This is a genomic window from Pseudomonas resinovorans NBRC 106553, from assembly GCF_000412695.1.
Taxonomy (GTDB): Bacteria; Pseudomonadota; Gammaproteobacteria; order Pseudomonadales; family Pseudomonadaceae; genus Metapseudomonas; species Metapseudomonas resinovorans_A.
On record NC_021499.1, the window covers coordinates 1 to 25,761 of the forward strand.

General features: G+C 64.1%; 24 protein-coding genes. 13 read left to right on the forward strand and 11 right to left on the reverse strand.

Annotated elements, in window-relative coordinates:
* The first annotated feature begins 483 nt into the window (after positions 1–483).
* The 7 genes from dnaA (at position 484) to PCA10_RS00035 (ending at position 9,643) form a co-directional block, all read left to right on the forward strand.
* The gene (gene dnaA / locus PCA10_RS00005) at positions 484–1,947 is read left to right on the forward strand and encodes a chromosomal replication initiator protein DnaA (RefSeq protein ID WP_041770056.1); all 1,464 of its coding nucleotides are present in this window, start codon (positions 484–486) and stop codon (positions 1,945–1,947) included.
* A gap of 29 nt (positions 1,948–1,976) precedes the next feature.
* Positions 1,977–3,080, forward strand: a complete 1,104-nt coding sequence (dnaN, locus tag PCA10_RS00010; protein ID WP_016489946.1) for a DNA polymerase III subunit beta — start codon at positions 1,977–1,979, stop codon at positions 3,078–3,080.
* A gap of 7 nt (positions 3,081–3,087) precedes the next feature.
* On the forward strand, positions 3,088–4,194 hold the full coding sequence (gene recF / locus PCA10_RS00015) for a DNA replication/repair protein RecF (RefSeq protein WP_016489947.1): 1,107 nt from the start codon (positions 3,088–3,090) through the stop codon (positions 4,192–4,194).
* On the forward strand, positions 4,191–6,611 hold the full coding sequence (gene gyrB / locus PCA10_RS00020; RefSeq protein WP_016489948.1) for a DNA topoisomerase (ATP-hydrolyzing) subunit B: 2,421 nt from the start codon (positions 4,191–4,193) through the stop codon (positions 6,609–6,611). The genes recF and gyrB overlap by 4 nt, the downstream gene beginning before the upstream one ends.
* Before the next feature lie 207 nt (positions 6,612–6,818).
* A complete protein-coding gene (locus PCA10_RS00025) occupies positions 6,819–7,772 on the forward strand; it encodes a hypothetical protein (RefSeq protein WP_016489949.1) in 954 nt (317 codons plus the stop codon).
* Positions 7,773–7,852: 80 nt separating this feature from the next.
* A complete protein-coding gene (locus PCA10_RS00030; RefSeq protein ID WP_016489950.1) occupies positions 7,853–8,704 on the forward strand; it encodes an Nmad3 family putative nucleotide modification protein in 852 nt (283 codons plus the stop codon).
* A gap of 747 nt (positions 8,705–9,451) precedes the next feature.
* The gene (locus PCA10_RS00035; RefSeq protein ID WP_016489951.1) at positions 9,452–9,643 is read left to right on the forward strand and encodes a hypothetical protein; all 192 of its coding nucleotides are present in this window, start codon (positions 9,452–9,454) and stop codon (positions 9,641–9,643) included.
* Positions 9,644–9,759: 116 nt separating this feature from the next.
* Here PCA10_RS00035 and PCA10_RS00040 read toward each other — a convergent pair whose 3' ends face one another.
* The 4 genes from PCA10_RS00040 to glyQ form a co-directional block, all read right to left on the reverse strand.
* Positions 9,760–10,542 (reverse strand): lysophospholipid acyltransferase family protein, encoded by a 783-nt coding sequence (locus tag PCA10_RS00040; protein WP_016489952.1) that lies wholly within the window; start codon positions 10,540–10,542, stop codon positions 9,760–9,762.
* 14 nt (positions 10,543–10,556) lie between these two features.
* A complete protein-coding gene (gmhB, locus tag PCA10_RS00045) occupies positions 10,557–11,087 on the reverse strand; it encodes a D-glycero-beta-D-manno-heptose 1,7-bisphosphate 7-phosphatase (RefSeq protein ID WP_016489953.1) in 531 nt (176 codons plus the stop codon).
* A gap of 69 nt (positions 11,088–11,156) precedes the next feature.
* Positions 11,157–13,202 (reverse strand): glycine--tRNA ligase subunit beta, encoded by a 2,046-nt coding sequence (gene glyS, locus PCA10_RS00050; protein ID WP_016489954.1) that lies wholly within the window; start codon positions 13,200–13,202, stop codon positions 11,157–11,159.
* The gene (glyQ, locus tag PCA10_RS00055) at positions 13,199–14,146 is read right to left on the reverse strand and encodes a glycine--tRNA ligase subunit alpha (RefSeq protein ID WP_016489955.1); all 948 of its coding nucleotides are present in this window, start codon (positions 14,144–14,146) and stop codon (positions 13,199–13,201) included. Before glyQ ends, glyS begins: the two co-directional genes overlap by 4 nt.
* Positions 14,147–14,376: 230 nt before the next feature.
* On the opposite strand from glyQ, the gene PCA10_RS00060 reads away from it, so the two are divergent.
* The 3 genes from PCA10_RS00060 to PCA10_RS00070 all read left to right on the forward strand — a co-directional run bounded on the left by PCA10_RS00060 (position 14,377) and on the right by PCA10_RS00070 (position 16,229).
* Complete coding sequence (locus PCA10_RS00060; RefSeq protein ID WP_016489956.1) at positions 14,377–14,931, forward strand: DNA-3-methyladenine glycosylase I; 555 nt, start codon at positions 14,377–14,379, stop codon at positions 14,929–14,931.
* 32 nt (positions 14,932–14,963) lie between these two features.
* The gene (locus tag PCA10_RS00065; RefSeq protein WP_016489957.1) at positions 14,964–15,851 is read left to right on the forward strand and encodes a lysophospholipid acyltransferase; all 888 of its coding nucleotides are present in this window, start codon (positions 14,964–14,966) and stop codon (positions 15,849–15,851) included.
* Positions 15,852–15,965: 114 nt separating this feature from the next.
* Positions 15,966–16,229 (forward strand): PilZ domain-containing protein, encoded by a 264-nt coding sequence (locus tag PCA10_RS00070; protein ID WP_041770060.1) that lies wholly within the window; start codon positions 15,966–15,968, stop codon positions 16,227–16,229.
* A 47-nt stretch (positions 16,230–16,276) separates the two neighbouring features.
* Here the strand turns inward: PCA10_RS00070 and PCA10_RS00075 are convergent, their stop codons facing one another.
* The 6 genes from PCA10_RS00075 to def all read right to left on the reverse strand — a co-directional run bounded on the left by PCA10_RS00075 (position 16,277) and on the right by def (position 21,737).
* On the reverse strand, positions 16,277–17,023 hold the full coding sequence (locus PCA10_RS00075; RefSeq protein WP_016489959.1) for an SDR family NAD(P)-dependent oxidoreductase: 747 nt from the start codon (positions 17,021–17,023) through the stop codon (positions 16,277–16,279).
* A 178-nt stretch (positions 17,024–17,201) separates the two neighbouring features.
* The gene (locus tag PCA10_RS00080; RefSeq protein WP_016489960.1) at positions 17,202–17,525 is read right to left on the reverse strand and encodes a tetratricopeptide repeat protein; all 324 of its coding nucleotides are present in this window, start codon (positions 17,523–17,525) and stop codon (positions 17,202–17,204) included.
* A gap of 14 nt (positions 17,526–17,539) precedes the next feature.
* Positions 17,540–18,913: a Trk system potassium transporter TrkA gene (trkA, locus tag PCA10_RS00085; protein WP_016489961.1), complete on the reverse strand. Its 1,374-nt coding sequence runs from the start codon at positions 18,911–18,913 to the stop codon at positions 17,540–17,542.
* 11 nt (positions 18,914–18,924) lie between these two features.
* Positions 18,925–20,238 carry a 16S rRNA (cytosine(967)-C(5))-methyltransferase RsmB gene (gene rsmB / locus PCA10_RS00090; protein WP_016489962.1) on the reverse strand — a complete coding sequence of 438 codons (1,314 nt, stop codon included), beginning with the start codon at positions 20,236–20,238 and terminating at the stop codon, positions 18,925–18,927.
* Positions 20,235–21,179, reverse strand: coding sequence for a methionyl-tRNA formyltransferase (fmt, locus tag PCA10_RS00095; RefSeq protein ID WP_016489963.1), 945 nt, complete (start codon positions 21,177–21,179; stop codon positions 20,235–20,237). The genes rsmB and fmt overlap by 4 nt, the downstream gene beginning before the upstream one ends.
* Positions 21,180–21,230: 51 nt before the next feature.
* Complete coding sequence (gene def, locus PCA10_RS00100; RefSeq protein ID WP_016489964.1) at positions 21,231–21,737, reverse strand: peptide deformylase; 507 nt, start codon at positions 21,735–21,737, stop codon at positions 21,231–21,233.
* Between the two features lie 141 nt (positions 21,738–21,878).
* Here def and PCA10_RS00105 point away from each other — a divergent pair, with 141 nt between their 5' ends.
* The 3 genes from PCA10_RS00105 to tsaC all read left to right on the forward strand — a co-directional run bounded on the left by PCA10_RS00105 (position 21,879) and on the right by tsaC (position 24,679).
* Positions 21,879–22,904 (forward strand): LysM peptidoglycan-binding domain-containing protein, encoded by a 1,026-nt coding sequence (locus tag PCA10_RS00105; protein WP_016489965.1) that lies wholly within the window; start codon positions 21,879–21,881, stop codon positions 22,902–22,904.
* 84 nt (positions 22,905–22,988) lie between these two features.
* Complete coding sequence (dprA, locus tag PCA10_RS00110; RefSeq protein ID WP_016489966.1) at positions 22,989–24,083, forward strand: DNA-processing protein DprA; 1,095 nt, start codon at positions 22,989–22,991, stop codon at positions 24,081–24,083.
* Between the two features lie 41 nt (positions 24,084–24,124).
* Positions 24,125–24,679 carry an L-threonylcarbamoyladenylate synthase type 1 TsaC gene (gene tsaC / locus PCA10_RS00115; protein ID WP_016489967.1) on the forward strand — a complete coding sequence of 185 codons (555 nt, stop codon included), beginning with the start codon at positions 24,125–24,127 and terminating at the stop codon, positions 24,677–24,679.
* Here the strand turns inward: tsaC and PCA10_RS00120 are convergent.
* Positions 24,669–25,646: an NADPH:quinone reductase gene (locus PCA10_RS00120; protein WP_016489968.1), complete on the reverse strand. Its 978-nt coding sequence runs from the start codon at positions 25,644–25,646 to the stop codon at positions 24,669–24,671. The two genes, tsaC and PCA10_RS00120, sit on opposite strands and share 11 nt — an antisense overlap.
* Positions 25,647–25,761 lie beyond the last annotated feature (115 nt).

Below are 25,761 nucleotides of genomic sequence, written 5' to 3' on the forward strand. Positions count from 1 at the left end.
TTTAAAGAGACCGGCAATTCTAGTGAAACGCGACGTGCAGGTCAATTTCCAACCAACACCACTTGGTAGAAAGAAATATAGAAGGAAAAGGAATTTAAGAAAGGCTGGTTATGTTTGTAGAAGCTGTGTCGGCCCCAGCCTGTGGAAAACTCCACAGGAGCTGCATTCTGCCTGTGCTTCAAGGCGCTAACAACCTTGTCGACAAGAGGTGCCCTGGCTGTGGGGTGCTTGGGTAGAAGCTGGGGATGAAACGCCAGGTTACCCACAGGCTGGTTATGCAATCGGTTTTCCCCAACGCACAAGGCCGGTTTATTGGTAGGTTATCCACAAGATTCATGCCAATCACCAGCAGCGCCCGTGCGGTGAATAACATCTTGATTTTATTCAACCATTGGCCCCTTTTCGTGTGGATAACTATTCCTGCGGCGGCTACAATGACGGCTGATTTTTTGCGTCCGGCATCTTTCCGACTGGGGGACATCCGTGTCAGTGGAACTTTGGCAGCAGTGCGTGGAGCTCTTGCGCGATGAGCTGCCTGCCCAGCAATTCAACACCTGGATCCGCCCATTGCAGGTTGAAGCCGATGGAGACGAGCTGCGCGTTTACGCGCCCAACAGGTTCGTGCTCGATTGGGTCAACGAGAAGTACATGGGGCGGCTCCTCGAGTTGCTCGGCGAACGGGGCAATGGCCTGGCGCCCGCCCTCTCCTTATTAATAGGCAGCAAACGCAGCCCGGCACCGCGCAAGGCACCACCGCCGCCGCCGCCGGTCATGGCTCCGCCGCCCCCTCCCGCACCCGCGCCGTCGCAGATGCGCATCGAGACCGTGGACGAAAGTCGCGACAACCTCGATCCGCTGGCGTCCGTGGTATCCGCTCCGGCCATCCGTACCGAGCGTTCCGTGCAAGTGGAGGGTGCGCTCAAGCACACCAGCTACCTGAACCGTACTTTCACCTTCGAGAACTTCGTCGAGGGCAAGTCCAACCAGCTGGCCCGCGCAGCGGCCTGGCAGGTGGCGGACAACCCCAAGCATGGTTACAACCCGCTGTTCCTCTATGGTGGTGTCGGCCTTGGCAAGACCCACCTGATGCACGCTGTGGGTAACCATCTGCTGAAGAAGAACCCGAATGCCAAGGTGGTCTACCTGCACTCCGAGCGTTTCGTGGCGGACATGGTCAAGGCCCTGCAGCTGAATGCCATCAACGAGTTCAAGCGCTTCTACCGTTCGGTCGACGCGTTGCTTATCGACGACATTCAATTCTTCGCCCGCAAGGAGCGTTCCCAGGAAGAGTTCTTCCATACCTTCAACGCCCTGCTAGAGGGTGGTCAGCAGGTGATCCTCACCAGCGACCGCTATCCGAAGGAAATCGAAGGCCTGGAGGAGCGTCTGAAGTCCCGCTTCGGCTGGGGCCTCACCGTGGCCGTCGAGCCGCCTGAGCTGGAAACGCGTGTAGCGATCCTGATGAAGAAGGCCGAGCAGGCCAAGGTGGATCTACCCCACGATGCGGCGTTCTTCATTGCCCAGCGCATACGCTCCAACGTGCGTGAGCTGGAGGGCGCGCTCAAGCGAGTGATCGCGCACGCTCACTTCATGGGTCGGGACATCACGATCGAGTTGATCCGCGAGTCGCTCAAGGACCTTCTGGCCCTGCAGGACAAGCTGGTCAGCATCGACAATATCCAGCGCACGGTAGTCGAGTACTACAAGATCAAGATGTCCGACATGCTCTCCAAGCGCCGCTCGCGCTCGGTGGCCAGGCCGCGACAGGTCGCGATGGCGTTGTCCAAGGAATTGACCAACCACAGCTTGCCGGAAATCGGCGACGCTTTCGGCGGACGAGACCACACCACTGTGCTCCACGCCTGTCGTAAGATTGCGCAATTAAGGGAATCCGACGCGGACATTCGCGAGGATTACAAGAATCTGCTGCGTACTTTGACCACCTGATCGCAGCCCAAGAGGCAAGGGACTAGACCATGCATTTCACAATTCAACGCGAAGCCCTGTTGAAACCCCTGCAACTGGTCGCCGGCGTCGTCGAGCGCCGCCAGACCTTGCCGGTCCTCTCCAACGTATTGCTGGTAGTCGAAGGCCAGCAGCTCTCGCTGACCGGTACCGACCTCGAGGTCGAACTGGTTGGACGGGTTGCCCTGGAAGAACCGGCTGAGCCAGGTGAGATCACCGTACCGGCGCGCAAACTGATGGACATCTGCAAGAGCCTGCCCAGCGATGCACTGATCGACATCCGTGTCGACGAGCAGAAGCTGCTGATCAAGGCAGGGCGCAGCCGCTTCACGCTTTCCACGCTGCCGGCCAACGACTTCCCCACCGTCGAGGAAGGCCCGGGTTCGCTGAACATCAGCCTGGTCCAGAGCAAACTGCGCCGCCTGATCGAGCGCACCAGCTTCGCGATGGCTCAGCAGGATGTGCGTTACTACCTCAACGGCATGCTGCTGGAAGTGAATGCCGGCACCCTGCGCGCTGTTGCCACCGACGGTCACCGCCTGGCCATGTGTGCCATGCAGACTGGTATCGAAGGTCTGGATCGCCACCAGGTGATCGTGCCGCGCAAGGGCATCCTGGAACTGGCGCGTCTGCTGACCGAGCAGGACGGTGAAGTAGGTATCGTTCTGGGCCAACACCACATCCGCGCTACCACTGGCGAATTCACCTTCACCTCCAAGCTGGTGGACGGCAAGTTCCCGGACTACGAGCGTGTTCTGCCGCGTGGTGGCGACAAGCTGGTCGTTGGCGACCGTCAGGCTCTGCGCGAGGCGTTCAGCCGTACCGCGATCCTGTCCAACGAGAAGTACCGTGGCATTCGCCTGACCCTGGCGTCCGGCCTGCTGAAAATCCAGGCCAACAACCCGGAGCAGGAAGAGGCTGAGGAAGAAGTGGCCGTGGACTACAACGGCAGCAACCTGGAGATCGGCTTCAACGTGAGCTATCTCCTGGACGTGTTGGGCGTCATGTCCACCGAGCAGGTTCGTCTGATCCTGTCCGATGCCAACAGCAGTGCCCTGGTTCAGGAAGCCGACAACGACGATTCGTCCTACGTTGTCATGCCGATGCGCCTGTAACGACTCAATGTCCCTCAGCCGTATCTCGGTCACCGGTGTGCGCAATCTGCACCCGGTGACCCTCTCCCCCTCCCCCCGCATCAATATCCTCTACGGCGCCAACGGCAGCGGAAAGACCAGCTTGCTGGAAGCCGTTCATTTGCTTGGGCTTGCCCGTTCCTTTCGCAGTACTCGCCTGCAACCCGTCATCCAGTACGAGCAGCCAGCTTGCACCGTATTTGGCCAGGTGAGCCTCGCCGAGGGTAACCAGAGCAATCTCGGGATATCGAGGGATCGCCAGGGGGAATTCCAGATTCGTATCGACGGGCAGAACGCCCGTAGTGCTGCGCAATTGGCCGAGGCTTTGCCTCTCCAGCTGATCAACCCGGACAGTTTTCGTCTGCTCGAAGGCGCGCCGAAGATTCGGCGGCAGTTCCTCGATTGGGGAGTGTTCCACGTGGAACCTCGCTTCATGCCGGCTTGGCAGAGACTGCAGAAGGCCCTGCGACAGCGGAACTCGTGGCTCCGGCATGGTACACTGGACGGTGCTTCGCAGGCGGCATGGGACCGGGAATTGTGCCTGGCCAGCAATGAAATCGATGAGTATCGACGGGCTTATATTCAGGCCCTGAAACCGGTCTTTGAACGGACTCTTGCTGACTTGGTGGAGCTCGACAGTCTCACGCTCAGTTATTACCGCGGCTGGGATAAGGATCGGGAGCTGTCCGAAGTACTTTCTACTTCCCTCCTCCGAGATCAACAGATCGGGCATACCCAGGCAGGCCCACAACGAGCCGATCTGCGTTTGCGTTCAGGTGCACATAGCGCGGCGGACATACTGTCGCGCGGTCAGCAGAAGCTGGTGGTCTGCGCCCTACGAATCGCCCAGGGTCATCTGGTGAACCAGGCGAAGCGCGGACAGTGCATCTACCTAGTTGACGACTTACCGTCAGAGTTGGACGAACAGCACCGGCAAGCACTTTGTCGATTGCTGGAAGATTTGGATTGCCAGGTGTTCATCACCTGCGTTGACCATGAATTTCTGAGGGACGGCTGGCGCACGGATACGCCGGTCGCCATGTTCCACGTGGAACATGGCTGTATCAGCCCCACGATCATCGGGAGTGAAGCATGAGCGAGAACAACACGTACGACTCTTCCAGCATCAAGGTGCTGAAGGGGCTGGATGCCGTACGCAAACGCCCCGGTATGTACATCGGCGACACCGATGATGGGACCGGTCTGCACCACATGGTGTTCGAGGTCGTCGACAACTCGATCGACGAAGCACTTGCCGGCTACTGCTCGGAAATCAGCATCACCATCCATACCGACGAGTCCATTACCGTTCGCGACAACGGCCGTGGCATTCCGGTGGATATCCATAAGGAAGAAGGGGTCTCCGCGGCCGAGGTCATCATGACCGTGCTGCACGCCGGCGGTAAGTTCGACGACAACACCTATAAGGTCTCCGGCGGCTTGCACGGCGTGGGTGTATCCGTGGTGAACGCCCTTTCCGAGGAACTGCGCCTGACCATCCGCCGCGCTGGCCAGGTCTGGGAGCAGATCTATCACCATGGCGTTCCGCAGTTCCCGCTGCGCCCGGTTGGCGAAACCGATGGCACCGGTACCGAGGTGCATTTCAAGGCGTCCAGCCAGACCTTCAACAACATCCACTTCAGCTGGGACATCCTGGCCAAGCGCCTGCGCGAACTGTCCTTCCTGAACTCCGGCGTGGGTATCGTTCTGCGTGACGAGCGCAGTGGCAAGGAAGAGCTGTTCAAGTACGAGGGTGGCCTGAGGGCGTTCGTCGAGTACCTGAACACCAACAAGACCGTAGTCAACGAAGTCTTCCACTTCAACATGCAGCGTGAGGAAGACGGTGTCGGTGTGGAAGTCGCCCTGCAATGGAACGACAGCTTCAACGAGAACATCCTCTGCTTCACCAACAACATTCCCCAGCGTGACGGTGGTACCCACCTGGCGGGCTTCCGCTCCGCCCTTACCCGTAACCTGAACAACTACATTGAACAGGAAGGGCTGGCGAAGAAGTTCAAGATTGCCACCACCGGCGACGACGCCCGTGAAGGCCTGACCGCCATCATCTCGGTGAAGGTGCCGGATCCCAAGTTCAGTTCCCAGACCAAGGACAAGCTGGTCTCCTCCGAGGTGAAAACCGCGGTGGAACAGGAAATGGGCAAATACTTCGCCGACTTCCTGCTGGAAAACCCCAACGAAGCCAAGGCCGTCGTCGGCAAGATGATCGACGCCGCCCGTGCCCGCGAGGCTGCGCGCAAGGCTCGTGAGATGACCCGCCGCAAGGGTGCCCTGGACATCGCCGGCCTGCCGGGCAAGCTGGCCGACTGCCAGGAAAAAGACCCCGCCCTCTCCGAACTCTACATAGTGGAGGGTGACTCCGCGGGCGGCTCTGCCAAGCAGGGACGTAACCGCAGGACCCAGGCGATCCTGCCCCTGAAGGGCAAGATCCTCAACGTGGAAAAAGCCCGTTTCGACAAGATGCTTTCCTCCCAGGAAGTCGGCACCCTGATCACCGCGCTGGGTTGCGGTATCGGCCGCGAGGAATACAACATCGAGAAACTGCGTTACCACAACATCATCATCATGACCGACGCCGACGTTGACGGTTCGCACATCCGTACCTTGCTGCTGACCTTCTTCTTCCGTCAGATGCCTGAGCTGATCGAGCGCGGCTACGTCTACATTGCCCAACCGCCGCTGTACAAGGTGAAGAAGGGCAAGCAGGAGCAGTACATCAAGGACGACGAGGCCATGGACGAATACATGACCCAGTCGGCTCTCGAAGATGCCAGCCTGCACGTCAACGAAAATGCCCCTGGCCTTTCCGGTGAAGCCCTGGAACGTCTGGTCAACGACTACCGCAATGTCATGCGCACCCTCAAGCGTCTGTCCCGCCTGTACCCGCAGGACCTGACCGAGCACATGATCTACCTGCCTCGCGTGAGCGTGGAGCAACTGTCCGACCAGGCTGCCATGCAGAGCTGGCTGGGCGGTTTCCAGGCGCGCCTGAAAGCCTCCGAGAAGTCCGGCCTGACCTTCACCGCCCAGCTGCGTGAAGATCGCGAGCGCCACCTCTGGCTGCCGGAAGTGGAGCAGACCGCACACGGGCTGTCCCACTACATCACTTTCAACCGTGATTTCTTCGCCAGTAACGACTACCGCCAGGTGACCGAACTGGGCGACCAGCTCAACAGCCTGCTGGAAGAAGGTGCCTTCGTTCAGCGCGGCGAGCGCAAGAAGCCGGTGACCAGCTTCAAGGAAGCCCTGTCCTGGCTGATGACCGAAAGCACCAAGCGTCACACCATCCAGCGCTATAAAGGCTTGGGTGAGATGAACCCGGAGCAGCTGTGGGAAACCACCATGGACCCGAACGTCCGTCGCATGCTCAAGGTCACCATCGAGGACGCCATCGCCGCGGACCAGATCTTCAACACTCTGATGGGTGATGCAGTGGAACCGCGTCGTGACTTCATCGAGAGCAACGCCCTGGCGGTGTCCAACCTCGACGTGTGATCTGCACCTGCCATCGATCACCGCACTCACGCAGTGCTGATCGATGGATCGGATCCAGCGTAAAACCCCGGCCTCCGAGCCGGGGTTTTTCTTTTCTGCAGTTGTCTTTGCAGACTTCACTTTACGACCAGGCAAGCGCACCTCGGGAAGCGCTATGCTCCCCTTGGCCAAATATCAGGGACGCGATCCATGTCAGGGAATGTCTTCATGAAGCTCGCTTCGCTCGCAAGCATTCTGGGTGTGACCCTCGTACTCAGTGCCTGCACCACTCCTTCCGTGACGGCACAGTCCTACGACCAGGTCTACGAGAGCTACCTGCAAGGTCACCTGGAGATGTTGAAGACCCAGGCGCCCTGGATGACCGAAGCCCAGCGGCTGGCCCATGCCAAGGCCCAGGCGGATGAAGTCATCAAGAGCCTGAAGGCGCAGGAGCGGTTGGGTGGTGTGGTTCCGCCAGTCCTGGTCCCATTGCTGCAGCCCCCTGCTGTCGACGCGTCCAAACCGGTGGAAGTGCCCCAGCCCGCGCAATCGGCCGCACAAACCCTGGTGCCGCAGCCGCAGCCCAGCGCCACATCTGCCCAGGCTGAACCCACTACCCTCTCGAACGCTTCTTCCCAATCGGAGGCCCCCGTTACCGCGCCGGAGAAAGGTGCGCAGGAAGAGTCGCTCGCGGGAACCTATGTGATCGAGGGTGGGAGCTATTCGATGACCGTCGAGCAGGAGGGAAACGCCCTGGTGGTTGTCGACGGGAACAAACGCTCGCGCTACGAGCCACAAGGCGACGGCAGCTACCGGTACTACAACCCGGTTAGCGGGTCGACTTTCTCCCTGCGGTTCGACGACCACGGCCGGGTTGAAGCGGACCGCGTACCGTCGGAGGGCACGCCTTCCATCCTGGCGCGGGTGGATGCACCTATTGCCGCCGATGCGGCCACCGACAACCAGGCCCATCTCGCGATAGCGCAGCGCTACAGCGAGCTGGCACAGAACGATCCCGACAACGCCCAGGCCTGGACCATGTGTGCTGCGGTCGCATTCAAGCGCAGCCAATCCGACGGCGAAGACTTTTCACGCTACGCCCGGCAGATGGCGGACAACCTCAAGCTGATGGATGCCAACGGCAATCCCTGTTCCGATGCCATTCCGGACGTCTACTGGTGAGCTGACACGCTCCGTGTCGGGCGCAAAGCATTCAACCAGAACTGAATCGGGTTGGTTCTGCAAAGGGGGAAAGTCAGGCGATGCGTATCATCCTCAGCCGCAAGGGCTTCGATTCATCGGCTGGCGGCTTCCCAAGTCCAATTCTCCCGGATGGTCGACTGTGCTCGCTGCCCATCCCGGACCCGGCATCGTCGGTGAGCTATTCGAGCATCGATCACGACGGCATCGACCTGGGCGAGTTGCTGGTCGGCCTGACCGGAGAGGCGTCCTGGCGAAGCCGGGGCGCTCACCTGGATCCGGACCTGCGTGCCGATGCGCTGCCACGCCGTCCTGGCTGGAAGCCTCTGCTCGGGCAGAGCGGCAGCGCTCAAGGGCATCTGCGCAACGAGGGAGTGGTACCGGGGGATCTGTTCCTGTTTTTCGGCTCCTTTCGCTCCGTCCAGACGATGAAGGATGGGTGGCGTTTTTGTCCGGAGCAGACGCCCATTCAGGTCATCTGGGGCTGGCTGCAGGTGAGTGAAATCCTCAAGGTCGATGAGCTGGCGGCGGACGCCATGGACTGGGCGCGTTATCACCCACACTTCAACTATGCGGCCGATACGACCAACACCCTGTACCTGGCCAGGGACGAGCTGAGGGTGGAGGGCGTATCAACCCCGTATCCGGGCGCCGGCACCTTCCGCTATCTGCATGAGCGCCTGCAACTCACCGTACCCGGCTCCAGGCCGCAGACCCGCTGGCAGTTGCCGCTGTGCTTGGCACCCGCCGCAGGGCACACGGGGCTGAGCTTCCACCGCAACCCCTCTCGCTGGAGCCTGGAGGCTGATCGCTGCTTGCTGGATAGCGCATTCAGGGGGCAGGAATTCGTCTTTGACGCGACGGGCCAGAAGGCGGTGCTGGGCTGGGTCGAATCGCTGCTGGCGTGCGGCTGATCCCGCGCCGCCCATTCAAGATTTTTTCCGTTACCTGGCAATGGGTTACGCCACGCCAACATGGGGTAACAATTGACCGTCAAAGCTGTTACCCCAGGCTCGAGGCAGGGGTTCCCGGACGGGTCGTATGGGAACATTCTAGGGGGAGTGTAGGCCGCGTCTGAAAGCAGATTTTTTATAAATATATGATTTATAAGGACTTTATAATTTCTGGCACGACTCCTGCTCTATATCTGGCACAACAACAATAAAAAGCTTCAAAAAGAATATTTCGACTCTGAAAAAACAAAAACAACAGCCCAGAGAAGAAGCAAACCGATTTTTTTGGAGAGGGTGTGCCGTTCCGCACCCGGCAACTAGAGCAACAGAACAATAAAACTACCTTGAGGTAGCGGCGCTCCGGTTGGTTCAGAAATGACGATGGCATGATCAGCGTCCAAAAAAATCCGTTTGCCCTAGGTCCATGTTGGGACTAGCCAATTCTGACTCGTTGGAGTCAGTAGCGAAGAACAACAACGAACACGATAAAAACAACAACAATAAAAGAAAAACATTTGAGGGGAGCCCAGGCTCCCCTCAGTGCTTTCCGGCTTCCGCAAAATCATTCCCCACCAATTCTTCCCGAAACGCCCCTGGCGAGGTTTGCGCATGTGCCAATCTTGGGCGCGCCCCTCCCCCTGCCCGGACCGAGAAGGCTACCCTGGTGGCGATTTCAGGCCCGCTGGCGGCCATACGAAGGAGTGCACGATGGATGAGGACAAGGGCGACGAACTGATCACCGATGAGGAGATCAGCGCCTACATGGTGAGGCAGTTGCGTTCAGGAAGGGTCAAGCCGGCGGTGCTGGTGGTGCTCACCGAAAAGAACTACCCGCAGGTGGACCGCGAGCGGATCATCCGCTGCTTCAACGCGCTGGATTCGACCTACCTGAAAGGCTGACGCATGGCGGCAGCGAGAAATCGTTATGCACTTTCTCGCTAAGCCTTGGCGTAAATCTCAAAGCCTTGTAGCTCGGGGCGTGGAACGGTGATTCGGACGAATCACCGATATTTTGCTCACAGCTTATCCACAGGCTCGGTGGATTGCTCGGGTGCCGCCGCCACGAGGGGGCCTTCGAGCTCGCGCTGCGTCGCTTCCACCCAGGCATAGGCGCGCTCGTTGAGCTCGGCGATGGCCCTTGGACCCTCCCCTTCGGCGTGCATGGCCGGGCCGATGACCACCTGAATGGTGCCAGGATGCTTGGCCCAGCCTTCCTTCGGCCAGAAATGGCCGGCGTTGTGCGCCACCGGCAGCACCGGCAGCCCGGCGTTGACCGCCAGTGCCGCGCCACCACGGGAAAACTTGCCCATCTGGCCCACCGGCACGCGGGTTCCCTCCGGGAAGATCAACACCCAGGCGCCCTGCTTGAGGCGCTCGTCGCCTTGCGCGGCCAGCTGCTTGAGGGCTGCCTTGGGGTTGCTGCGGTCGATGGCGATGGGTTTCATCAGCGCCATGGCCCAGCCGAAGAAGGGCACGCGCAGCAGCTCACGCTTGACCACCTGGCTGAGGGGCTCGAAGGCGCCGGAGAGGAAGAAGGTCTCCCAGGTGCTCTGGTGCTTGGCGAGGATCACGCAGGGACGTTCCGGCACGTTCTCCAGGCCTTTCACCTCGTAGCGCACCCCCACCATGACCTTGGCCAGCCAGACCGCGAAACGGCACCAGCGGTACACGATGAAGCCGTAGCGCATGCGGAATGGCATGAAAGGCGCGAAAAAGAGGCTCAAGGTGCCCCAGATGAAGGCGCTCAACGACAGCAGCAGGTAGAAAAGGAAGGTTCTGATGGCCTGCACTGTCGTCATGGGAGCTGTTGACCTTACTGAAGGAGATGTGTGGCGACTGCCGCCAGATCGTCGAATACGAGGGTTCCCGCTGGCAAGGGCTTGGCCAGGGTACGTTCGCCCTTGCCGGTCTTCACCAGAACGGGCTGACAATCGACGGCCAACGCGGCGTCCAGGTCACCACGGCTGTCGCCGACGAACCAGGTGCCAGCAAGGTCCACGCCATAGTGCTCGGCGATGCGCAGGAGCATACCGGGGCGCGGCTTGCGGCAGTCGCAGCCGTCGTCCGGGCCGTGGGGGCAGAACTGGATCACGCCTAGCTCGCCGCCCTGCTCCGCCACCAGCTGGCGCAGGCGCGCGTGCATGGCGTCGAGGGTAGCCAGGTCGTAGTAGCCGCGGGCGATGCCGGACTGGTTGGTGGCCACGGCGACAGTCCAACCGGCCTGGCTCAGCCGGGCGATGGCCGCAATGGCGCTGGGAATGGGGATCCATTCCTCAACGGATTTGATGTAGTCGTCGGAGTCCTGGTTGATGACGCCGTCGCGGTCGAGAATCAGAAGTTTCATAGAGAAGTCGCACGCATCAAGCCACGGGCCTCGGGGCTGCAGGTCGCAACCTGCAGCCCCGGGACGGGATCAGCCCAGTACCGAGATGTCCGCCACGCCCAGGAACAGGCCGCGCAGCTTGGCCAGCAGCGCATAGCGGTTGCCCCGTACAGCGGCGTCTTCGGCGTTGACCAGTACCGCTTCGAAGAAGCTGTCCACCGGCTCGCGCAGGCTGGCCAGGCGCTCCAGGGTCTCGCGGTAGCTGCCGGCGTTGGCCAGGGCCTGCTCGGCCTCGGTCACGGCGCGGGCCAGGACCTTCTCGGCATCTTCCTGCAGCAGTGCGCTGTCGACGCTGGACGGCACATTGCCTTCGGCCTTGCCCAGCAGGTTGGAGACGCGCTTGTTGGCGGCGGCCAGGGCGGCGGCTTCCGGCAGCTTGCGGAAGGCCTGCACGGCCTGCACGCGCTGGTCGAAGTCGAGCGCCGAAGTCGGCTGCACGGCACGTACCGAGAGGTAGACGGCCACGTCCACGCCTTCGTCCTCGTAGCGGGCGCGCAGGCGGTCGAAGACGAACTCCAGCACCTGCTCGGCGAGGCCTTCGGCTTTCACCTTGGCGCCGTACAGGTCCACGGCGAAGGCGACGGCGGCGGCCAGGTCGAGGTCCAGCTGCTTCTCGATCAGGATGCGCAGCACGCCCAGGGCCTGGCGGCGCAGGGCGAAGGGGTCCTTGCTGCCGGTGGGCAGCATGCCGATGCCGAAGATACCCACCAGGGTGTCCAGCTTGTCGGCCACGGCCAGGGCGGCGCCGGTCTGGGTCTGCGGCAGCTCGGCGCCGGCGCCACGGGGCATGTACTGCTCGTTCAGCGCCAGGGCCACGTCGCTCGGCTCGCCATCGTTGACGGCGTAGTAGTAGCCGGCGATGCCCTGCATCTCGGGGAACTCACCAACCATCTCGGTGGCCAGGTCGCACTTGGCGAGGATGCCGGCGCGCTCGGCGCGGGCGGTGTCGGCGCCGATCTGCCCGGCGACAAAGCCGGCCAGGCGGGAGACGCGTTCGGCCTTCTCGTACACGGTGCCGAGTTGGGCCTGGAACACCACGTTCTTCAGGCGCTCGTTGAAGGTCTCCAGCTTCTGCTTCTTGTCCTGCTTGAAGAAGAATTCGGCGTCGGTGAGGCGCGGGCGCACCACCTTCTCGTTGCCGGAGATTATCTGCGCCGGGTCCTTGCTGACCACGTTGGCCACGGTGATGAAGCGCGGCAGCAGCTTGCCGTTGGCGTCCAGCAGGCAGAAGTACTTCTGGTTGTCCTGCATGGTGGTGATCAGGGCTTCCTGGGGCACGTCGAGGAAGCGTTCCTCGAAGGAGCACACCAGCGGCACCGGCCATTCCACCAGGGCGGTCACTTCGTCCAGCAGGTCGGCGGGCACCACGGCGCTGCCGTTCTGCTCGGCGGCCAGCTCGGCCACGCGCTTGGTGATGATCTCGCGGCGCTCGTCGAAATCGGCCAGTACGTGGGCGCTGCGCAGGTCCTCCAGGTAGGTGGAAGGCTTGCCGATGCGGATGTTGTCCGGGTTGTGGAAGCGGTGGCCACGGGATTCACGACCGGCTTTCTGGGCGAGGATCTCGCAGTCGACCACCTCGTCGCCAAAGAGCATCACCAGCCACTGGGTCGGACGCACGAACTCTTCGCGACGGGCGGCCCAACGCATGCGCTTGGGGATGGGCAGTGCGGCCAGGGAGGCCTCGACAATACCGGGCAGCAGGCCCGCGGCCGGTTGGCCGGCGATGTTCTGGCTGAACTTCAGCTTCGGGCCGCTCTTGTCGATCTGCTCGAGGTCGACGCCGCACTTGCGGGCGAAACCGAGGGCGGCCTGGGTCGGCTTGCCTTCGGCGTCGAAGGCTGCCTGGATCGGCGGGCCGTCGAGGTTGACGCTGCGGTCGGGCTGCTGGGTGGCCAGTTGCTCAACCAGTACCGCCAGGCGGCGCGGAGCGGCGAACACCTGCGCCTTGGCATAGCCCAGGCCAGCGGCCTTGAGGCCTTGCTCGATGCCGCCGAGGAAGGCGGCACCCAGGGATTTCAGGGCCTTGGGAGGCAGCTCTTCGGTGCCCAGTTCTACCAGGAAATCTTGTGCACTCATTCTTGAGCCTCCAGCTTGGCCAGTACTTCGTCACGCAGTTCGGGAGTGGCCATGGGGAAGCCAAGGCGCGCGCGCGCCTGCAGGTAGCTTTGCGCCACGGCGCGGGCCAGGGTGCGCACGCGCAGGATGTAGCGCTGGCGCTCGGTCACCGAGATGGCGCGACGGGCGTCCAGCAGGTTGAAGGTGTGGGAGGCCTTGAGGACCATTTCGTAGGTCGGCAGCGGCAGCTCCAGCTCGATCAGGCGATTGGCCTCGCTCTCGTAGAAGTCGAAGAGCTCGAACAGCTTCGGCACGTTGGCGTGCTCGAAGTTGTAGGTGGACTGCTCCACTTCGTTCTGGTGGAACACGTCGCCGTAGCTGACCTTGCCGAAGGGACCGTCGGCCCAGACCAGGTCGTACACCGAATCGACACCCTGGATGTACATGGCCAGGCGTTCCAGGCCGTAGGTGATCTCGCCGGTGACCGGGTAGCACTCGATGCCGCCCACCTGCTGGAAGTAGGTGAACTGGGTGACTTCCATGCCGTTCAGCCAGATTTCCCAGCCCAGGCCCCAGGCGCCGAGGGTCGGCGATTCCCAGTTGTCTTCGACGAAGCGGATGTCGTGCACCAGCGGGTCGATGCCGATGGCTTTCAGCGAGCCGAGGTACAGCTCCTGGAAGTTCTCCGGGTTGGGCTTGAGGACCACCTGGAACTGGTAGTAGTGCTGCAGGCGGTTGGGGTTTTCGCCGTAGCGGCCGTCAGTCGGACGGCGGGACGGCTGCACGTAGGCGGCGTTCCAGGTTTCCGGGCCGATGGCGCGGAGGAAGGTGGCGGTGTGGAAGGTACCGGCGCCCACTTCCATGTCGTAGGGCTGGAGCACCACGCAGCCCTGCTCGGCCCAGTACTGCTGGAGGGCTAGGATCAGGTCCTGGAAGGTGCGCACGGCAGGCTTGGTCTGGCTCACGAAATTTACCTGTGCTGAGGCTGCGACAAAGCCGGGGAGTATACCCGATCGAATCCCGTCAAACCCAGCAACCACGAGTGTTTCGCTGTAGGCCGGGGCGGAAGTGCGAATCACCCTACAGCCGGGCCGGACGGCGCCCACCGGGTAACGTCGATCACTTCGATACTGGTTTTTCATACAGTGTCGTAGCTATAGTCTCACCTCTTCCCATGACCCAGGATGGACATGCCATGGCCCGTTGCTTCTGGTGCAATGACGACCCGCTCTACATCGCCTACCACGACACCGAATGGGGGGTGCCGCTGCGGGACCCCGCGGCGCTCTTCGAGCTGCTGCTGCTGGAAGGTTTCCAGGCCGGCCTGTCCTGGATCACCGTGCTGAAGAAGCGCCAGCGCTACCGCGAAGTGCTGTTCGGCTTCGACCCCAAGCGCCTGGCGGTGATGAGCGACGAGGAGATCGAGAAGCTGATGCAGGACCCGGGCATCGTGCGCAACCTGCTCAAACTCAAGGCCGCGCGGACCAACGCCCAGGCCTGGCTGCGCCAGGAGGACCCGGTGGCGCTGCTCTGGTCGTTCGTCGGTGGCAAGCCCAAGGTCAACCACTTCAGCGGCCGTGGCGACGTCCCGGCGGTCACCGCCGAGGCCGAAGCCATGAGCCGCGCCCTGAAGAAGGCCGGTTTCACCTTCGTCGGCCCGACCATCTGCTACGCCTTCATGCAGGCTTCCGGCATGGTCATGGACCACACCACGGACTGCGATCGCTACCGCGAACTCACGTCGGGGTAGAATGCGCGCTTTCGAATATCCTGGAGTTGCCTGTGGATAAGTTGAAAGGTGCGCTGATTGTCGGTTTCCTGCGCCTCTTCGCCATGTTGCCGTGGCGCGCCGTGCAAGCGGTCGGCGCGGCCATCGGCTGGCTGATGTGGAAATTGCCGAACCGTTCCCGCGACGTGGTGCGGATCAACCTGTCCAAGTGCTTCCCCGAGTGGTCGCCGGCCGAGCTGGACGCCCGGGTGGGCCAGAGCCTGCAGGACATCGGCAAGACCTTCACCGAAAGCGCGTGCGCCTGGATCTGGCCGGCGGAGAAGTCCATCGGCCTGGTGCGCGAGGTGGAAGGCCTGGAGGTGCTGCGCGAGGCCCTGGCCAGCGGCAAGGGCGTGGTGGGCATCACCAGCCACCTGGGTAACTGGGAAGTGCTCAACCACTTCTACTGCGCCCAGTGCAAACCCATCATTTTCTACCGCCCGCCGAAGCTGAAGGCCGTGGACGACCTGCTGCAGAAACAGCGCGTGCAGCTCGGCAACCGCGTCGCGCCGTCCACCAAGGAAGGCATCCTCAGCGTCATCAAGGAAGTGCGCAAGGGCGGTGCCGTGGGGATTCCCGCCGACCCCGAGCCGAGCCTCTCGGCTGGCGTGTTCGTGCCCTTCCTCGGCACCCTGGCGCTGACCAGCAAGTTCGTCCCCGGCATGCTCGCCGGCGGCAAGGCCCGTGGGGTGTTCCTCCATGCCCTGCGCCTGCCCGACGGTTCGGGCTTCAAGGTGATCCTCGAAGCCGCACCGGAAGGCATGTACAGCGAGAACGTCGAAGAGGGCGTCGCCGCCATGAGCCAGGTGGTGGAGAAATACGTGCGGGCCTACCCGACCCAGTACATGTGGAGCATGAAACGCTTCAAGAAGCGCCCCGAGGGCGAGAAAAAGTGGTATTGACGAGGAAGGCGCCGGTAGGCGCCTTTTTCACGTCTTGCTTGCCGTCCCTTGTGCCAAATCGCGATAAGCCGTATTAACGTCGGCAGCTAAATCCGCTCAGGACGATGGGATCACATGGCGAACCAGCGGCAATATCCACGAACTCCGATGCGATGCAGGATCAAGATCAGCCACCCGAACTTCGGCGAGCTGATCGCCCAGACCCGCGACCTGTCCGATGGCGGCGTGTATGTCCGGCACCCTGACCTGGCCGCCCTGCCCGTCGGCAGCATCGTCCGTGGCCAGGTGCAGGACCTGCCCATGGAGGCGCCGATCCTGGAAATGGAAGTGATGCGGGTGGACGCCGAAGGCGCCGGCCTGCGTTTCCTCGCGTCCTGATCTCGGCGTTGCCCCCGCGCGGTTATCCGGTCGGGGGCAGCGGTTTCTCAGCTCAGGGTGTAGCCGGCGTCCACCACCAGGTCCTGGCCGTGCAGGCCGCGCGCTGCCTGGGAGAGCAGGAAGAGAATGGCATCGGCCACCGCGCCGGGTTCGAGGAAGCGGCCCCCCAGCAAGCGCTGGCTGACGCTGCCGGCGACCGCCGCAAGTGCTTCATCCGCCAGGCCCAGGCTGGACCATATGGAGGTGTCGGTGGGGCCGGGCGACACCATGTTCAGGCGTACGCCACGGGGCGCCATCTCCACCGCCAGGGTGCGCATGTGGGCTTTCAGCGCGGCCTTCGACGCGATGTAGGCGGCGAGGCCCGGAAAGCTCACCTGGGAGAGGAAGGTGCCGATGAACACCACCGAGGCGGGCGCCGCCAACTGGTTTTCGAGGGCCGCCAGGGTATCCAGGGCGCCGGCGCCGTTGACCGCCCACTGCCCGTCGAAGGCCGAGGTTTCCAGGCCGTCCGCGAGGCGTGCGATGCCTGCGTTGGGTACGACGAAATCCACCGGGCCGAAATCCCGCGCCAATTGGGCCAGCGCGGCGCGATCGGCGGGCTGGGTGACATCGCCGGCTTGCCACTGCAATTGATCGCCGAAGCGCGGCTGCAGCGCCGCCAGTTCGCCCTGGCCCCGGCTCATGGCCAGGACGCGGGCACCGCGCTCCAGCAGACGCTCGACCACGGCCAGGCCGATACCGGAGCTGGCGCCGGTGACCACGGCCAGGCGATTCTCGAATTCGTGTTGTGACATGGCACTTTCCTGTTCCAGAAGAGAGGTAGTCGCGGCATTGGCGCGACGCGAGCCTCGTGGAACAAGAAACGGGCCAGAAAATCAGCCCTTATGAATCAATGCCTTGGAAAATACTGTGGTCCATATGACTGCTTTTGATGGAGTCATAAGGACGCGCAAGGCTGTCAATCCGACCGGGTCAGGTCGAAGCGGCGTCGCGCTTGTCCAGGCGCTTGAGGAACACCGTCATCTCCTTCTCCGCCTGCTTGTCGCCATGGGCCTGGGCGGCCGCCAGGCCATCGGTCCAGGCCGCGCGGGCGGCGGCGTGGTCGCCCTGGGTTTCCAGGGCCTTGCCCAGCAGCTTCCAGGCGGCGGAATACTTCGGGTCCTGCTCCACGCAGCGCCGCAGGTGCTCGGCAGCCTTGGCGGCGTCGCCCTGGTCGAGGTAGCCCTTGCCAAGGCCGAAGCGCAGCAGGGCGTTGTCCACGCCCTTGGCCAGCATCTTTTCCAGTCCTTCGAGCATCTCGCACTCCTCTATCAGAAGAAGGTCAGGCCCACCTGGAACAACCGCTCGGCATCGCGGATGTACTTCTTGTCCACCAGGAACAGGATCACATGGTCGCCGGATTCGATCACGGTGTCGTCGTGGGCGATCAGCACTTCCTCGTCGCGGATGATGGCGCCGATGGTGGTGCCCGGCGGCAGGACGATGTCCTCGATCATCTTGCCCACCACCTTGCTCGACTTGGCGTCGCCGTGGGCGATGGCTTCGATGGCCTCGGCCGCGCCACGACGCAGGGAGTGCACGCTGACGATGTCGCCGCGGCGCACGTGGGTCAGCAGGGTGCCGATGGTCGCCAGCTGCGGGCTGATGGCGATGTCGATGTCGCCGCCCTGCACCAGGTCCACGTAGGCCGGGTTGTTGATGATGGTCATCACCTTGCGCGCGCCCAGGCGCTTGGCCAGCAGCGAGGACATGATGTTGGCCTCGTCGTCGTTGGTCAGGGCCAGGAAGATGTCGGCATCGTTGATGTTCTCTTCCACCAGCAGGTCGCGGTCGGAGGCGCTGCCCTGCAGCACGATGGTGCTGTCGAGGACTTCCGAGAGATGGCGGCAGCGCGCCGGGTTCATCTCGATGATCTTCACCTGGTAGCGGCTCTCGATGGCCTCGGCCAGGCGTTCGCCGATATGCCCGCCGCCGGCGATCACCACGCGCTTGTAGTTGTCTTCCAGGCGGCGCAGCTCACTCATCACGGCGCGGATGTGCGCCTTGGCGGCGATGAAGAACACTTCGTCGTCGGCCTCGATCACGGTATCGCCCTTGGGCAGGATCGGCCGGTTGCGGCGGAAGATGGCCGCCACGCGGGTATCCACGTTGGGCATGTGCTCGCGGATCTGGCGCAGTTCCTGGCCCACCAGCGGGCCGCCGTAGTAGGCCTTGACGCCTACCAGCTGGGCCTTGCCCTCGGCGAAGTCGATCACCTGCAGGGCGCCGGGGTACTCGATCAGGCGCTTGATGTAGTTGGTGACCACCTGCTCGGGGCTGATCAGCACGTCCACCGGGATGGCTTCGTTGTCGAACAGGCCGGTGCGGGTCAGGTAGGCCGCTTCGCGCACCCGGGCGATCTTGGTCGGGGTGTGGAACAGGGTGTAGGCCACCTGGCAGGCGACCATGTTCACCTCGTCGCTGTTGGTCACCGCCACCAGCATGTCGGCGTCGTCGGCGCCGGCCTGGCGCAGTACCGTGGGGAAGGAGCCGCGACCCTGCACCGTGCGGATGTCGAGGCGGTCGCCGAGGTCGCGCAGGCGGTCGCCGTCGGTGTCCACCACCGTGATGTCGTTGGCCTCGCCCGACAGGTGTTCGGCCAGGGTGCCACCCACCTGACCCGCGCCGAGAATGATGATCTTCACTGCTAACTCCGTTAGCCGCGCGCTGAGGCGGCGATCTTGATCAGCTTGGCATAGTAGAAACCATCATGGCCGTCTTCCTGCGCCAGCAACTGGCGGCCATGGGGTTGCTTCAGGCCGTAGGGGCCCGGGATGTCCAGCTCGCGGGCACCCGGGGTGCGGGCGAGGAAGGCGGCGATGTTGTCGCTGTTTTCCATGGGCAGTGTGGAGCAGGTGGCGTACAGCAGCACGCCGCCCACTTCCAGGGTCTGCCAGAGGGCGTCCAGCAACTCGCCCTGGAGCTGCGCCAGGGCGGGGATGTCTTCCTGTTTGCGGGTCAGTTTGATGTCCGGATGACGGCGGATCACGCCGGTGGCTGAACAGGGCGCGTCCAGCAGGATGCGCTGGAAGGGCTTGCCGTCCCACCAGCGGGCGGTGTCGCGGCCATCGGCGGCGATCAGGCGTGCTTCCAGGCCCAGTCGCTGGAGGTTCTCGCGGACCCGCACCAGGCGGCTTTCCTCGAGGTCGACCGCAACCACTTCGGCCAGGCCGGGCTCGGCTTCCAGCAGGTGGCAGGTCTTGCCGCCGGGGGCGCAGCAGGCGTCCAGCACCCGTTGGCCGGGCGCCAGTTCGAGCAGGTCGGCGGCCAGTTGCGCGGCTTCGTCCTGCACGCTGACGCGGCCTTCGGCGAAGCCGGGCAGGGTCTTCACGTCGCAGGCTTCGGCGAGGCGGATGCCATCGCGGCTGTAGCTGCAGGGCTCGGCCTTGATCCCGGCCTGCTCCAGCTCGGCGAGGTAGGCGTCGCGGCTGCCGTGGCGGCGGTTGACCCGCAGGATCAGCGGCGGGTGGGCGTTGTTGGCGGCGCAGACCGCTTCCCAATGCTCCGGCCAGGCGGCCTTGAGGGCCTTCTGCAGCCAGCGCGGGTGAGCGGTGCGCGCCGCCGGGTCGCGTTCCAGTTCGGCGAAGATGGCTTCGCCCTGGCGCTGGGCGTTGCGCAACACGGCGTTGAGCAGGCCCTTGGCCCAGGGCTTCTTCAGTTTTTCCGAGCAGCCGACGGTTTCGCCGATGGCGGCATGGGCGGGAATGCGGGTGTAGAACAGCTGGTAGAGCCCCACCAGCAACAGGGCTTCCACATCCCTGTCGGCGGCCTTGAAGGGCTTTTGCAGCAGGCGCTCGGCGAGCATCGCCAGGCGTGGTTGCCAACGTGCCGCGCCAAAGGCCAGGTCCTGGGCCAGGGCGCGGTCGCGGGGATCGACCTTGTCCAGCTGGGGCGGCAGGCTGCCACCCAGGGAGGCCTTGCCGGACAGTACGGCGGCCAGGGCGCGCGCGGCGGCGAGGCGTGGGTTCATGCGCCCAGCACCTTGCCCGCAGTGAACTGCTCGCGGCGGCTGTTGTAGAGATCGGCGAAATTCAGCGGCTTGCCACCCGGCAATTGCAGGCGGGTGAGCAGCAGGGCGCCGTCGCCACAGGCCACGGTCAGGCCTTCCTTGCTGGCGGCGAGGATCTGCCCGGGCTGGCCCTTGCCTTCGCCCGGGGCGGCGGACAGTACCTTCACGGGCTCGCCGTCGAGGCTGCTGTGGCAGATCGGCCAGGGGTTGAAGGCGCGCACCAGGCGTTCCAGTTCCACGGCCGGGCGGCTCCAGTCCAGGCGCGCTTCGTCCTTGTTCAGCTTGTGGGCGTAGTTGGCCAGGGTATCGTCCTGCACTTCACCCTCGAGAGTGCCGGCGGCCAGGCCCTCGATGGCTTCGAGCACGGCCTTCGGGCCGAGCTGGGCGAGGCGGTCGTGCAGGCTGCCGCCGGTATCGGTGGCGGCGATCGGGGTGGTCACCTTGAGCAGCATGGGGCCGGTATCCAGGCCCGCTTCCATCTGCATCACGGTCACGCCGCTTTCCGCGTCGCCCGCCTGCACCGCACGCTGGATGGGCGCGGCGCCGCGCCAGCGCGGCAGCAGCGAGGCATGGCTGTTGATGCAGCCCAGGCGCGGGGTGTCGAGCACCACCTGGGGCAGGATCAGCCCGTAGGCCACCACTACCATCAGGTCGGCGCCCAGGGCACGGAGTTCTTCCTGGGCCGCCGGGTCGCGCAGGGTCGGCGGCTGCAGCACCGGTACGCCATGGGTGAGGGCCAGTTGCTTGACCGGGCTGGGCATCAGCTTCTGGCCACGGCCGGCCGGGCGGTCCGGTTGGGTGTAGACGGCGATCACCTGGTGGCGGGAGTCCAGCAAGGCTTTGAGGTGCTCCGCGGCAAACTCCGGGGTGCCGGCGAAGACGAGGCGCAGTGGCTCAGTCATGGGTACTCGCTAAAGAAAAAGGCTTGCCGGGGCAAGCCTTTGGGATGGGGATCAAGCCTGCTGGCGGTGCTGCTTTTCCAGCTTCTTCTTGATGCGGTCGCGCTTGAGGGACGACAGGTAGTCGACGAAGAGCTTGCCGTTGAGGTGGTCGCACTCGTGCTGGATGCACACGGCGAGCAGGCCCTCGGCGATCAGCTCATAGGGCTGGCCATCGCGGTCCAGGGCCTTGATCTTGACCTTCTGCGGCCGGTCGACGTTCTCGTAGAAGCCGGGTACCGACAGGCAACCTTCCTGGTACTGGTCCATCTGCTCGGTGAGGGACTCGAACTCGGGGTTGATGAAGACCCGCGGCTCGGACTTGTCTTCCGAGAGGTCCATCACCACCACGCGCTTGTGCACGTTCACCTGGGTTGCGGCCAGGCCGATGCCTGGTGCGGCGTACATGGTTTCGAACATGTCGTCGATCAGCGTGCGAATGGAGTCGTCGACCACATCCACGGGTTTGGCAATGGTGCGCAGGCGCGGATCGGGGAATTCGAGAATGTTCAGAATCGCCATATGCGTTTGTGATGCACTTGTGGAATAAGTTGAAAATCCGCTGCTAAGATGGTGAGCAGCATCGAAAAACGGCTACAGAGCCCGGTTGGGGCGGCTCTCAGGGCGTTTCATGTGAATGGACATAATAAAGGGATTCACCGCATGAGGAAATCACTACTCGCCCTGCTGCTCCTGGCCGCCAGTGGGCTGACCCAGGCCGCGGTGGAACTCAAGGCTGGGTATCCGGAGCGCTATACAGTGGTTCGGGGCGATACGTTATGGGACATCTCCGGCAAGTTCCTGACCAAGCCGTGGAAGTGGCCGGAAATCTGGCACGCCAACCCGCAGATCGAGAACCCGCACCTGATCTTCCCGGGTGATGTGCTGAGCCTGGTCTACGTAGGTGGCGAACCTCGCCTGATGCTGAACCGCGGCGCGTCCCGCGGCACCATCAAGCTGTCGCCGCAGGTGCGCAGCACGCCGATGGCCGAGGCGATTCCGGCAATCCCGCTGGAGGCTATCAACGCCTTCCTGCTGCAAAACCGCATCGTCGACGAGGCCAGCCAGTTCGATTCCGCGCCCTACATCGTCGCCGGCAATGCCGAGCGCGTGGTCAGCGGCGCCGGTGACCGGGTCTACGCCCGCGGCAACTTCTCCCAGGATCAGCCGGCCTACGGCATCTTCCGCCAGGGCCGCACCTACGTGGACCCGGACACCAAGGAGTTCCTGGGGATCAACGCCAACGATATCGGCAGCGGCGAGATGGTTGCCGACGAGGGCGATATCGCCACCCTGGAACTGTCCCGCTCCACCGAGGAAGTGCGCCTGGGCGATCGCCTGTTCCCCACCGAGGAACGCCCGATCAACTCCACCTTCATGCCCAGCGCCCCGGATCGCGACATCAGCGGCGTGATCCTCGATGTGCCCCGTGGCGTGACCCAGGTTGGCCAGTTCGACGTGGTCACCATCAACAAGGGCAAGCGTGACGGCCTGGTGGAAGGCAACGTGCTGGCGGTCTACAAGACCGGTGAAACCGTGCGCGACCGCATCACCGATGAGTTCATCAAGATCCCGGACGAGCGCGCCGGCCTGTTGATGGTGTTCCGCACCTACGACAAGCTCAGCTACGGCCTGGTGCTGGCGGCCACGCGGCAGCTGGCGGTGATGGACAAGGTACATAACCCGTAACACCTCCAGGCCCCCGCATCGCGGGGGCTTGTTGTATTGGTGGCTGTCCTGCCGCAATGGCGGCGCGATCATGGACCGATCGACATGCCACCAATCTCCCCCGCCGAGCTGGAAGCACGGCTGCGTCTGCACCACCTCCCCGAACTCGGCCCCGCCCGTTTCCGCCGCCTGATCGAAGCCTTCGGCAGCGCCTCCGCCGCCCTCAGTGCGCCCGCCTCCGCCTGGCGAGCCCTTGGCCTGCCGGCCGCCTGCGCCGAACCCCGGCGCAGCCCGCAGATCCGCGATGCCGCGGCGCGCGCCCTGGGCTGGCTGAAGCAGCCCGGCCAGCACCTGCTGTGCTGGGACGCTCCCGACTATCCCGCCCTGCTTGCCGAAACGGCCAATGCGCCGCCGCTGCTCTACGTCGCCGGCGACCCCAGCCTGCTGGAGCGCCCGCAGCTGGCCATCGTCGGCAGCCGGCGGGCCTCGGCGGCCGGGCTGGACACCGCCCGGGCCTTCGCCCGCAGCCTGGTTGGCGGCGGCTTCGTGGTCACCAGCGGCCTGGCGCTCGGCATCGATGGCGCGGCCCACCTGGGGGCGCTGGAGGCCGGGGGTGGGACTGTCGCGGTGCTCGGCACCGGGCTGGAACACATCTACCCCAATCGACACCGTGGCCTGGCGGCGCGAATCGGCGAGCAAGGTGGCGCGCTGCTGTCCGAGCTGCCCCTCGACTGCCCGCCGATGGCGGCCAGCTTTCCCCGCCGCAACCGCATCATCAGCGGCCTGTCCCTCGGCGTGCTGGTGGTGGAAGCCAGTCCGTCAAGCGGCTCGTTGATCACCGCGCGCCTGGCCGCCGAACAGGGTCGCGAGGTGTACGCCATTCCCGGTTCCATCCATCACCCTGGCGCGCGGGGCTGCAACCAGTTGATCCGCGAAGGCGCCACCCTGGTGGAACGCATCGACGACATACTCCAGGCCTTGCGCGGCTGGCAGGCCATGGCGCCGGAGGCCCCTGCCGAAGCGCCGCAACATGAGGCCCACCCCTTGCTGGCGCTGCTGCGCGCGGCGCCCTACAGCAGCGAGGGACTGGCCGCCGCCAGCGGCTGGGAGCTGCCGCGACTGCTCGCCGAACTCACCGATCTCGAGCTGCGCGGACGCGTCGCCCGCGAGGCCGGCTGTTGGGTGCATCGTCGGGGTTGAGCCCTGTACACTTTGCCGAACAGGTCTTGTGGGAGTAGGCGATGGTCAGCAGTTGGCGGGTGCAGCAAGTGGCGCGGGTAGTGCGCGAGGGTGGCGTGATCGCCTACCCGACCGAGGCGGTCTGGGGCCTGGGCTGCGATCCCTGGAACGAAGATGCGGTGTACCGCCTGCTGGCGCTCAAGGAGCGGCCCGTGGACAAGGGCCTGATCCTGGTGGCGGACAATATCCGCCAGTTCGACTTCCTCCTCGAAGGCCTGCCGGACGCCTGGATCGACCGTCTCGCCAGCAGCTGGCCCGGCCCCAACACCTGGCTGGTGCCGCACCAGAACCTGCTGCCGGAGTGGGTAACCGGCCAGCACGACAGCGTCGCCCTGCGCGTCAGCGACCACCCGCTGGTGCGCGACCTCTGCGCCCTCACCGGGCCACTGATCTCCACTTCCGCCAACCCCTCTGGCCGTCCTTCCGCCTACTCGCGCCTGCGGGTGCAGCAGTACTTCGGCGAAGAGCTGGACGCGGTGCTGGGTGGCGCCCTCGGCGGGCGGCGCAATCCCAGCGTGATCCGCGACCTGGCCAGCGGTCGGGTACTCAGGGGATAAGCACGGTCGAACCGGTGGTCTGCCGGCTGGCCAGGGCGGTATGCGCCTTGGCCGCGTCGGCCAGGGCGAAGCGCTGCTTGATCTCCACCTTGATGTGGCCGTCGGCGATTAGCGCGAACAGCTCATCCGCCATGGCCTGCAGGCGCTCCGGCGTACTGGCGTAGCCGAACAGCGTCGGCCGGGTGACGTAGAGCGAGCCCTTCTGCGCGAGGATGCCGAGGTTCACCCCGCTCACCGGCCCGGAGGCGTTGCCGAAGCTCACCATCAGCCCGCGCGGGGCTACGCAGTCCAGCGAGGTTTCCCAGGTGTCCTTGCCCACCGAGTCGTAGACCACCGGGCACTTGGCGCCGTTGGTGAGTTCCAGCACCCGCTGCACAACGTTCTCATGGCTGTAGTCGATGGTCGCCCAGGCGCCGTTGGCCTTGGCCAGCGCCGCCTTCTCCGCCGAGCTGACGGTACCGATCAGCTTCACCCCCAGGGCGCGCGCCCACTGGCAGGCGATCAGGCCCACGCCACCGGCGGCGGCGTGGAAGAGGATGGTCTCGCCGCCCTTGAGCTCAAAGGTCTGGCGCAGCAGGTATTGCACCGTGAGGCCCTTGAGCATCATGGCCGCGGCCTGCTCGAAGCTGATGCCTTCCGGCAGGCGCACCAGCTTGTCCGCCGGCAATACGTGCAGTTCGCTGTAGGCGCCCAGGGGGCCGGTGGCATAGGCGACGCGGTCGCCCACCTTGAACTGGGTCACCGCGCTGCCCACCGCTTCCACTTCGCCCGCACCCTCGGTGCCGAGGCTGGTGGGGAAGTCCGGCGCCGGGTAGAGGCCGCTGCGGTAGTAGGTGTCGATGAAGTTCAGGCCGACCGCACGATTGCGCACCCGTACTTCCTGCGGTCCCGGTTCCGTCGGCTGATAGTCCGCGTATTCGAGGACTTCCGGCCCGCCATAGGCGGAGAACTGGATGCGTTTGGCCATGCTTGCAACCTCCTGGTCGGAAAAGCTCCCATCCAACGCTTCGGCTTGATTCCCGTCAAGCCACGGCGGGGGTCTGGCGGTGGTATGCTTGCCTGCTCATTTTTCCGCCACCCCC

Coding starts and splice junctions, on each gene's coding strand:
- PCA10_RS00025 (WP_016489949.1), top strand. CDS start 6,819: ATGAAGCTCGCTTCGCTCGCAAGCATTCTGGGTGTGACCCTCGTACTC.
- PCA10_RS00060 (WP_016489956.1), top strand. CDS start 14,377: ATGGCCCGTTGCTTCTGGTGCAATGACGACCCGCTCTACATCGCCTAC.
- tsaC (WP_016489967.1), top strand. CDS start 24,125: ATGGTCAGCAGTTGGCGGGTGCAGCAAGTGGCGCGGGTAGTGCGCGAG.
- dnaN (WP_016489946.1), top strand. CDS start 1,977: ATGCATTTCACAATTCAACGCGAAGCCCTGTTGAAACCCCTGCAACTG.
- gyrB (WP_016489948.1), top strand. CDS start 4,191: ATGAGCGAGAACAACACGTACGACTCTTCCAGCATCAAGGTGCTGAAG.
- PCA10_RS00105 (WP_016489965.1), top strand. CDS start 21,879: ATGAGGAAATCACTACTCGCCCTGCTGCTCCTGGCCGCCAGTGGGCTG.
- fmt (WP_016489963.1), bottom strand. CDS start 21,179: ATGACTGAGCCACTGCGCCTCGTCTTCGCCGGCACCCCGGAGTTTGCC.
- PCA10_RS00075 (WP_016489959.1), bottom strand. CDS start 17,023: ATGTCACAACACGAATTCGAGAATCGCCTGGCCGTGGTCACCGGCGCC.
- def (WP_016489964.1), bottom strand. CDS start 21,737: ATGGCGATTCTGAACATTCTCGAATTCCCCGATCCGCGCCTGCGCACC.
- PCA10_RS00035 (WP_016489951.1), top strand. CDS start 9,452: ATGGATGAGGACAAGGGCGACGAACTGATCACCGATGAGGAGATCAGC.
- PCA10_RS00040 (WP_016489952.1), bottom strand. CDS start 10,542: ATGACGACAGTGCAGGCCATCAGAACCTTCCTTTTCTACCTGCTGCTG.
- PCA10_RS00080 (WP_016489960.1), bottom strand. CDS start 17,525: ATGCTCGAAGGACTGGAAAAGATGCTGGCCAAGGGCGTGGACAACGCC.
- rsmB (WP_016489962.1), bottom strand. CDS start 20,238: ATGAACCCACGCCTCGCCGCCGCGCGCGCCCTGGCCGCCGTACTGTCC.
- PCA10_RS00120 (WP_016489968.1), bottom strand. CDS start 25,646: ATGGCCAAACGCATCCAGTTCTCCGCCTATGGCGGGCCGGAAGTCCTC.
- PCA10_RS00070 (WP_041770060.1), top strand. CDS start 15,966: ATGGCGAACCAGCGGCAATATCCACGAACTCCGATGCGATGCAGGATC.
- recF (WP_016489947.1), top strand. CDS start 3,088: ATGTCCCTCAGCCGTATCTCGGTCACCGGTGTGCGCAATCTGCACCCG.
- gmhB (WP_016489953.1), bottom strand. CDS start 11,087: ATGAAACTTCTGATTCTCGACCGCGACGGCGTCATCAACCAGGACTCC.
- PCA10_RS00030 (WP_016489950.1), top strand. CDS start 7,853: ATGCGTATCATCCTCAGCCGCAAGGGCTTCGATTCATCGGCTGGCGGC.
- dprA (WP_016489966.1), top strand. CDS start 22,989: ATGCCACCAATCTCCCCCGCCGAGCTGGAAGCACGGCTGCGTCTGCAC.
- glyS (WP_016489954.1), bottom strand. CDS start 13,202: ATGAGTGCACAAGATTTCCTGGTAGAACTGGGCACCGAAGAGCTGCCT.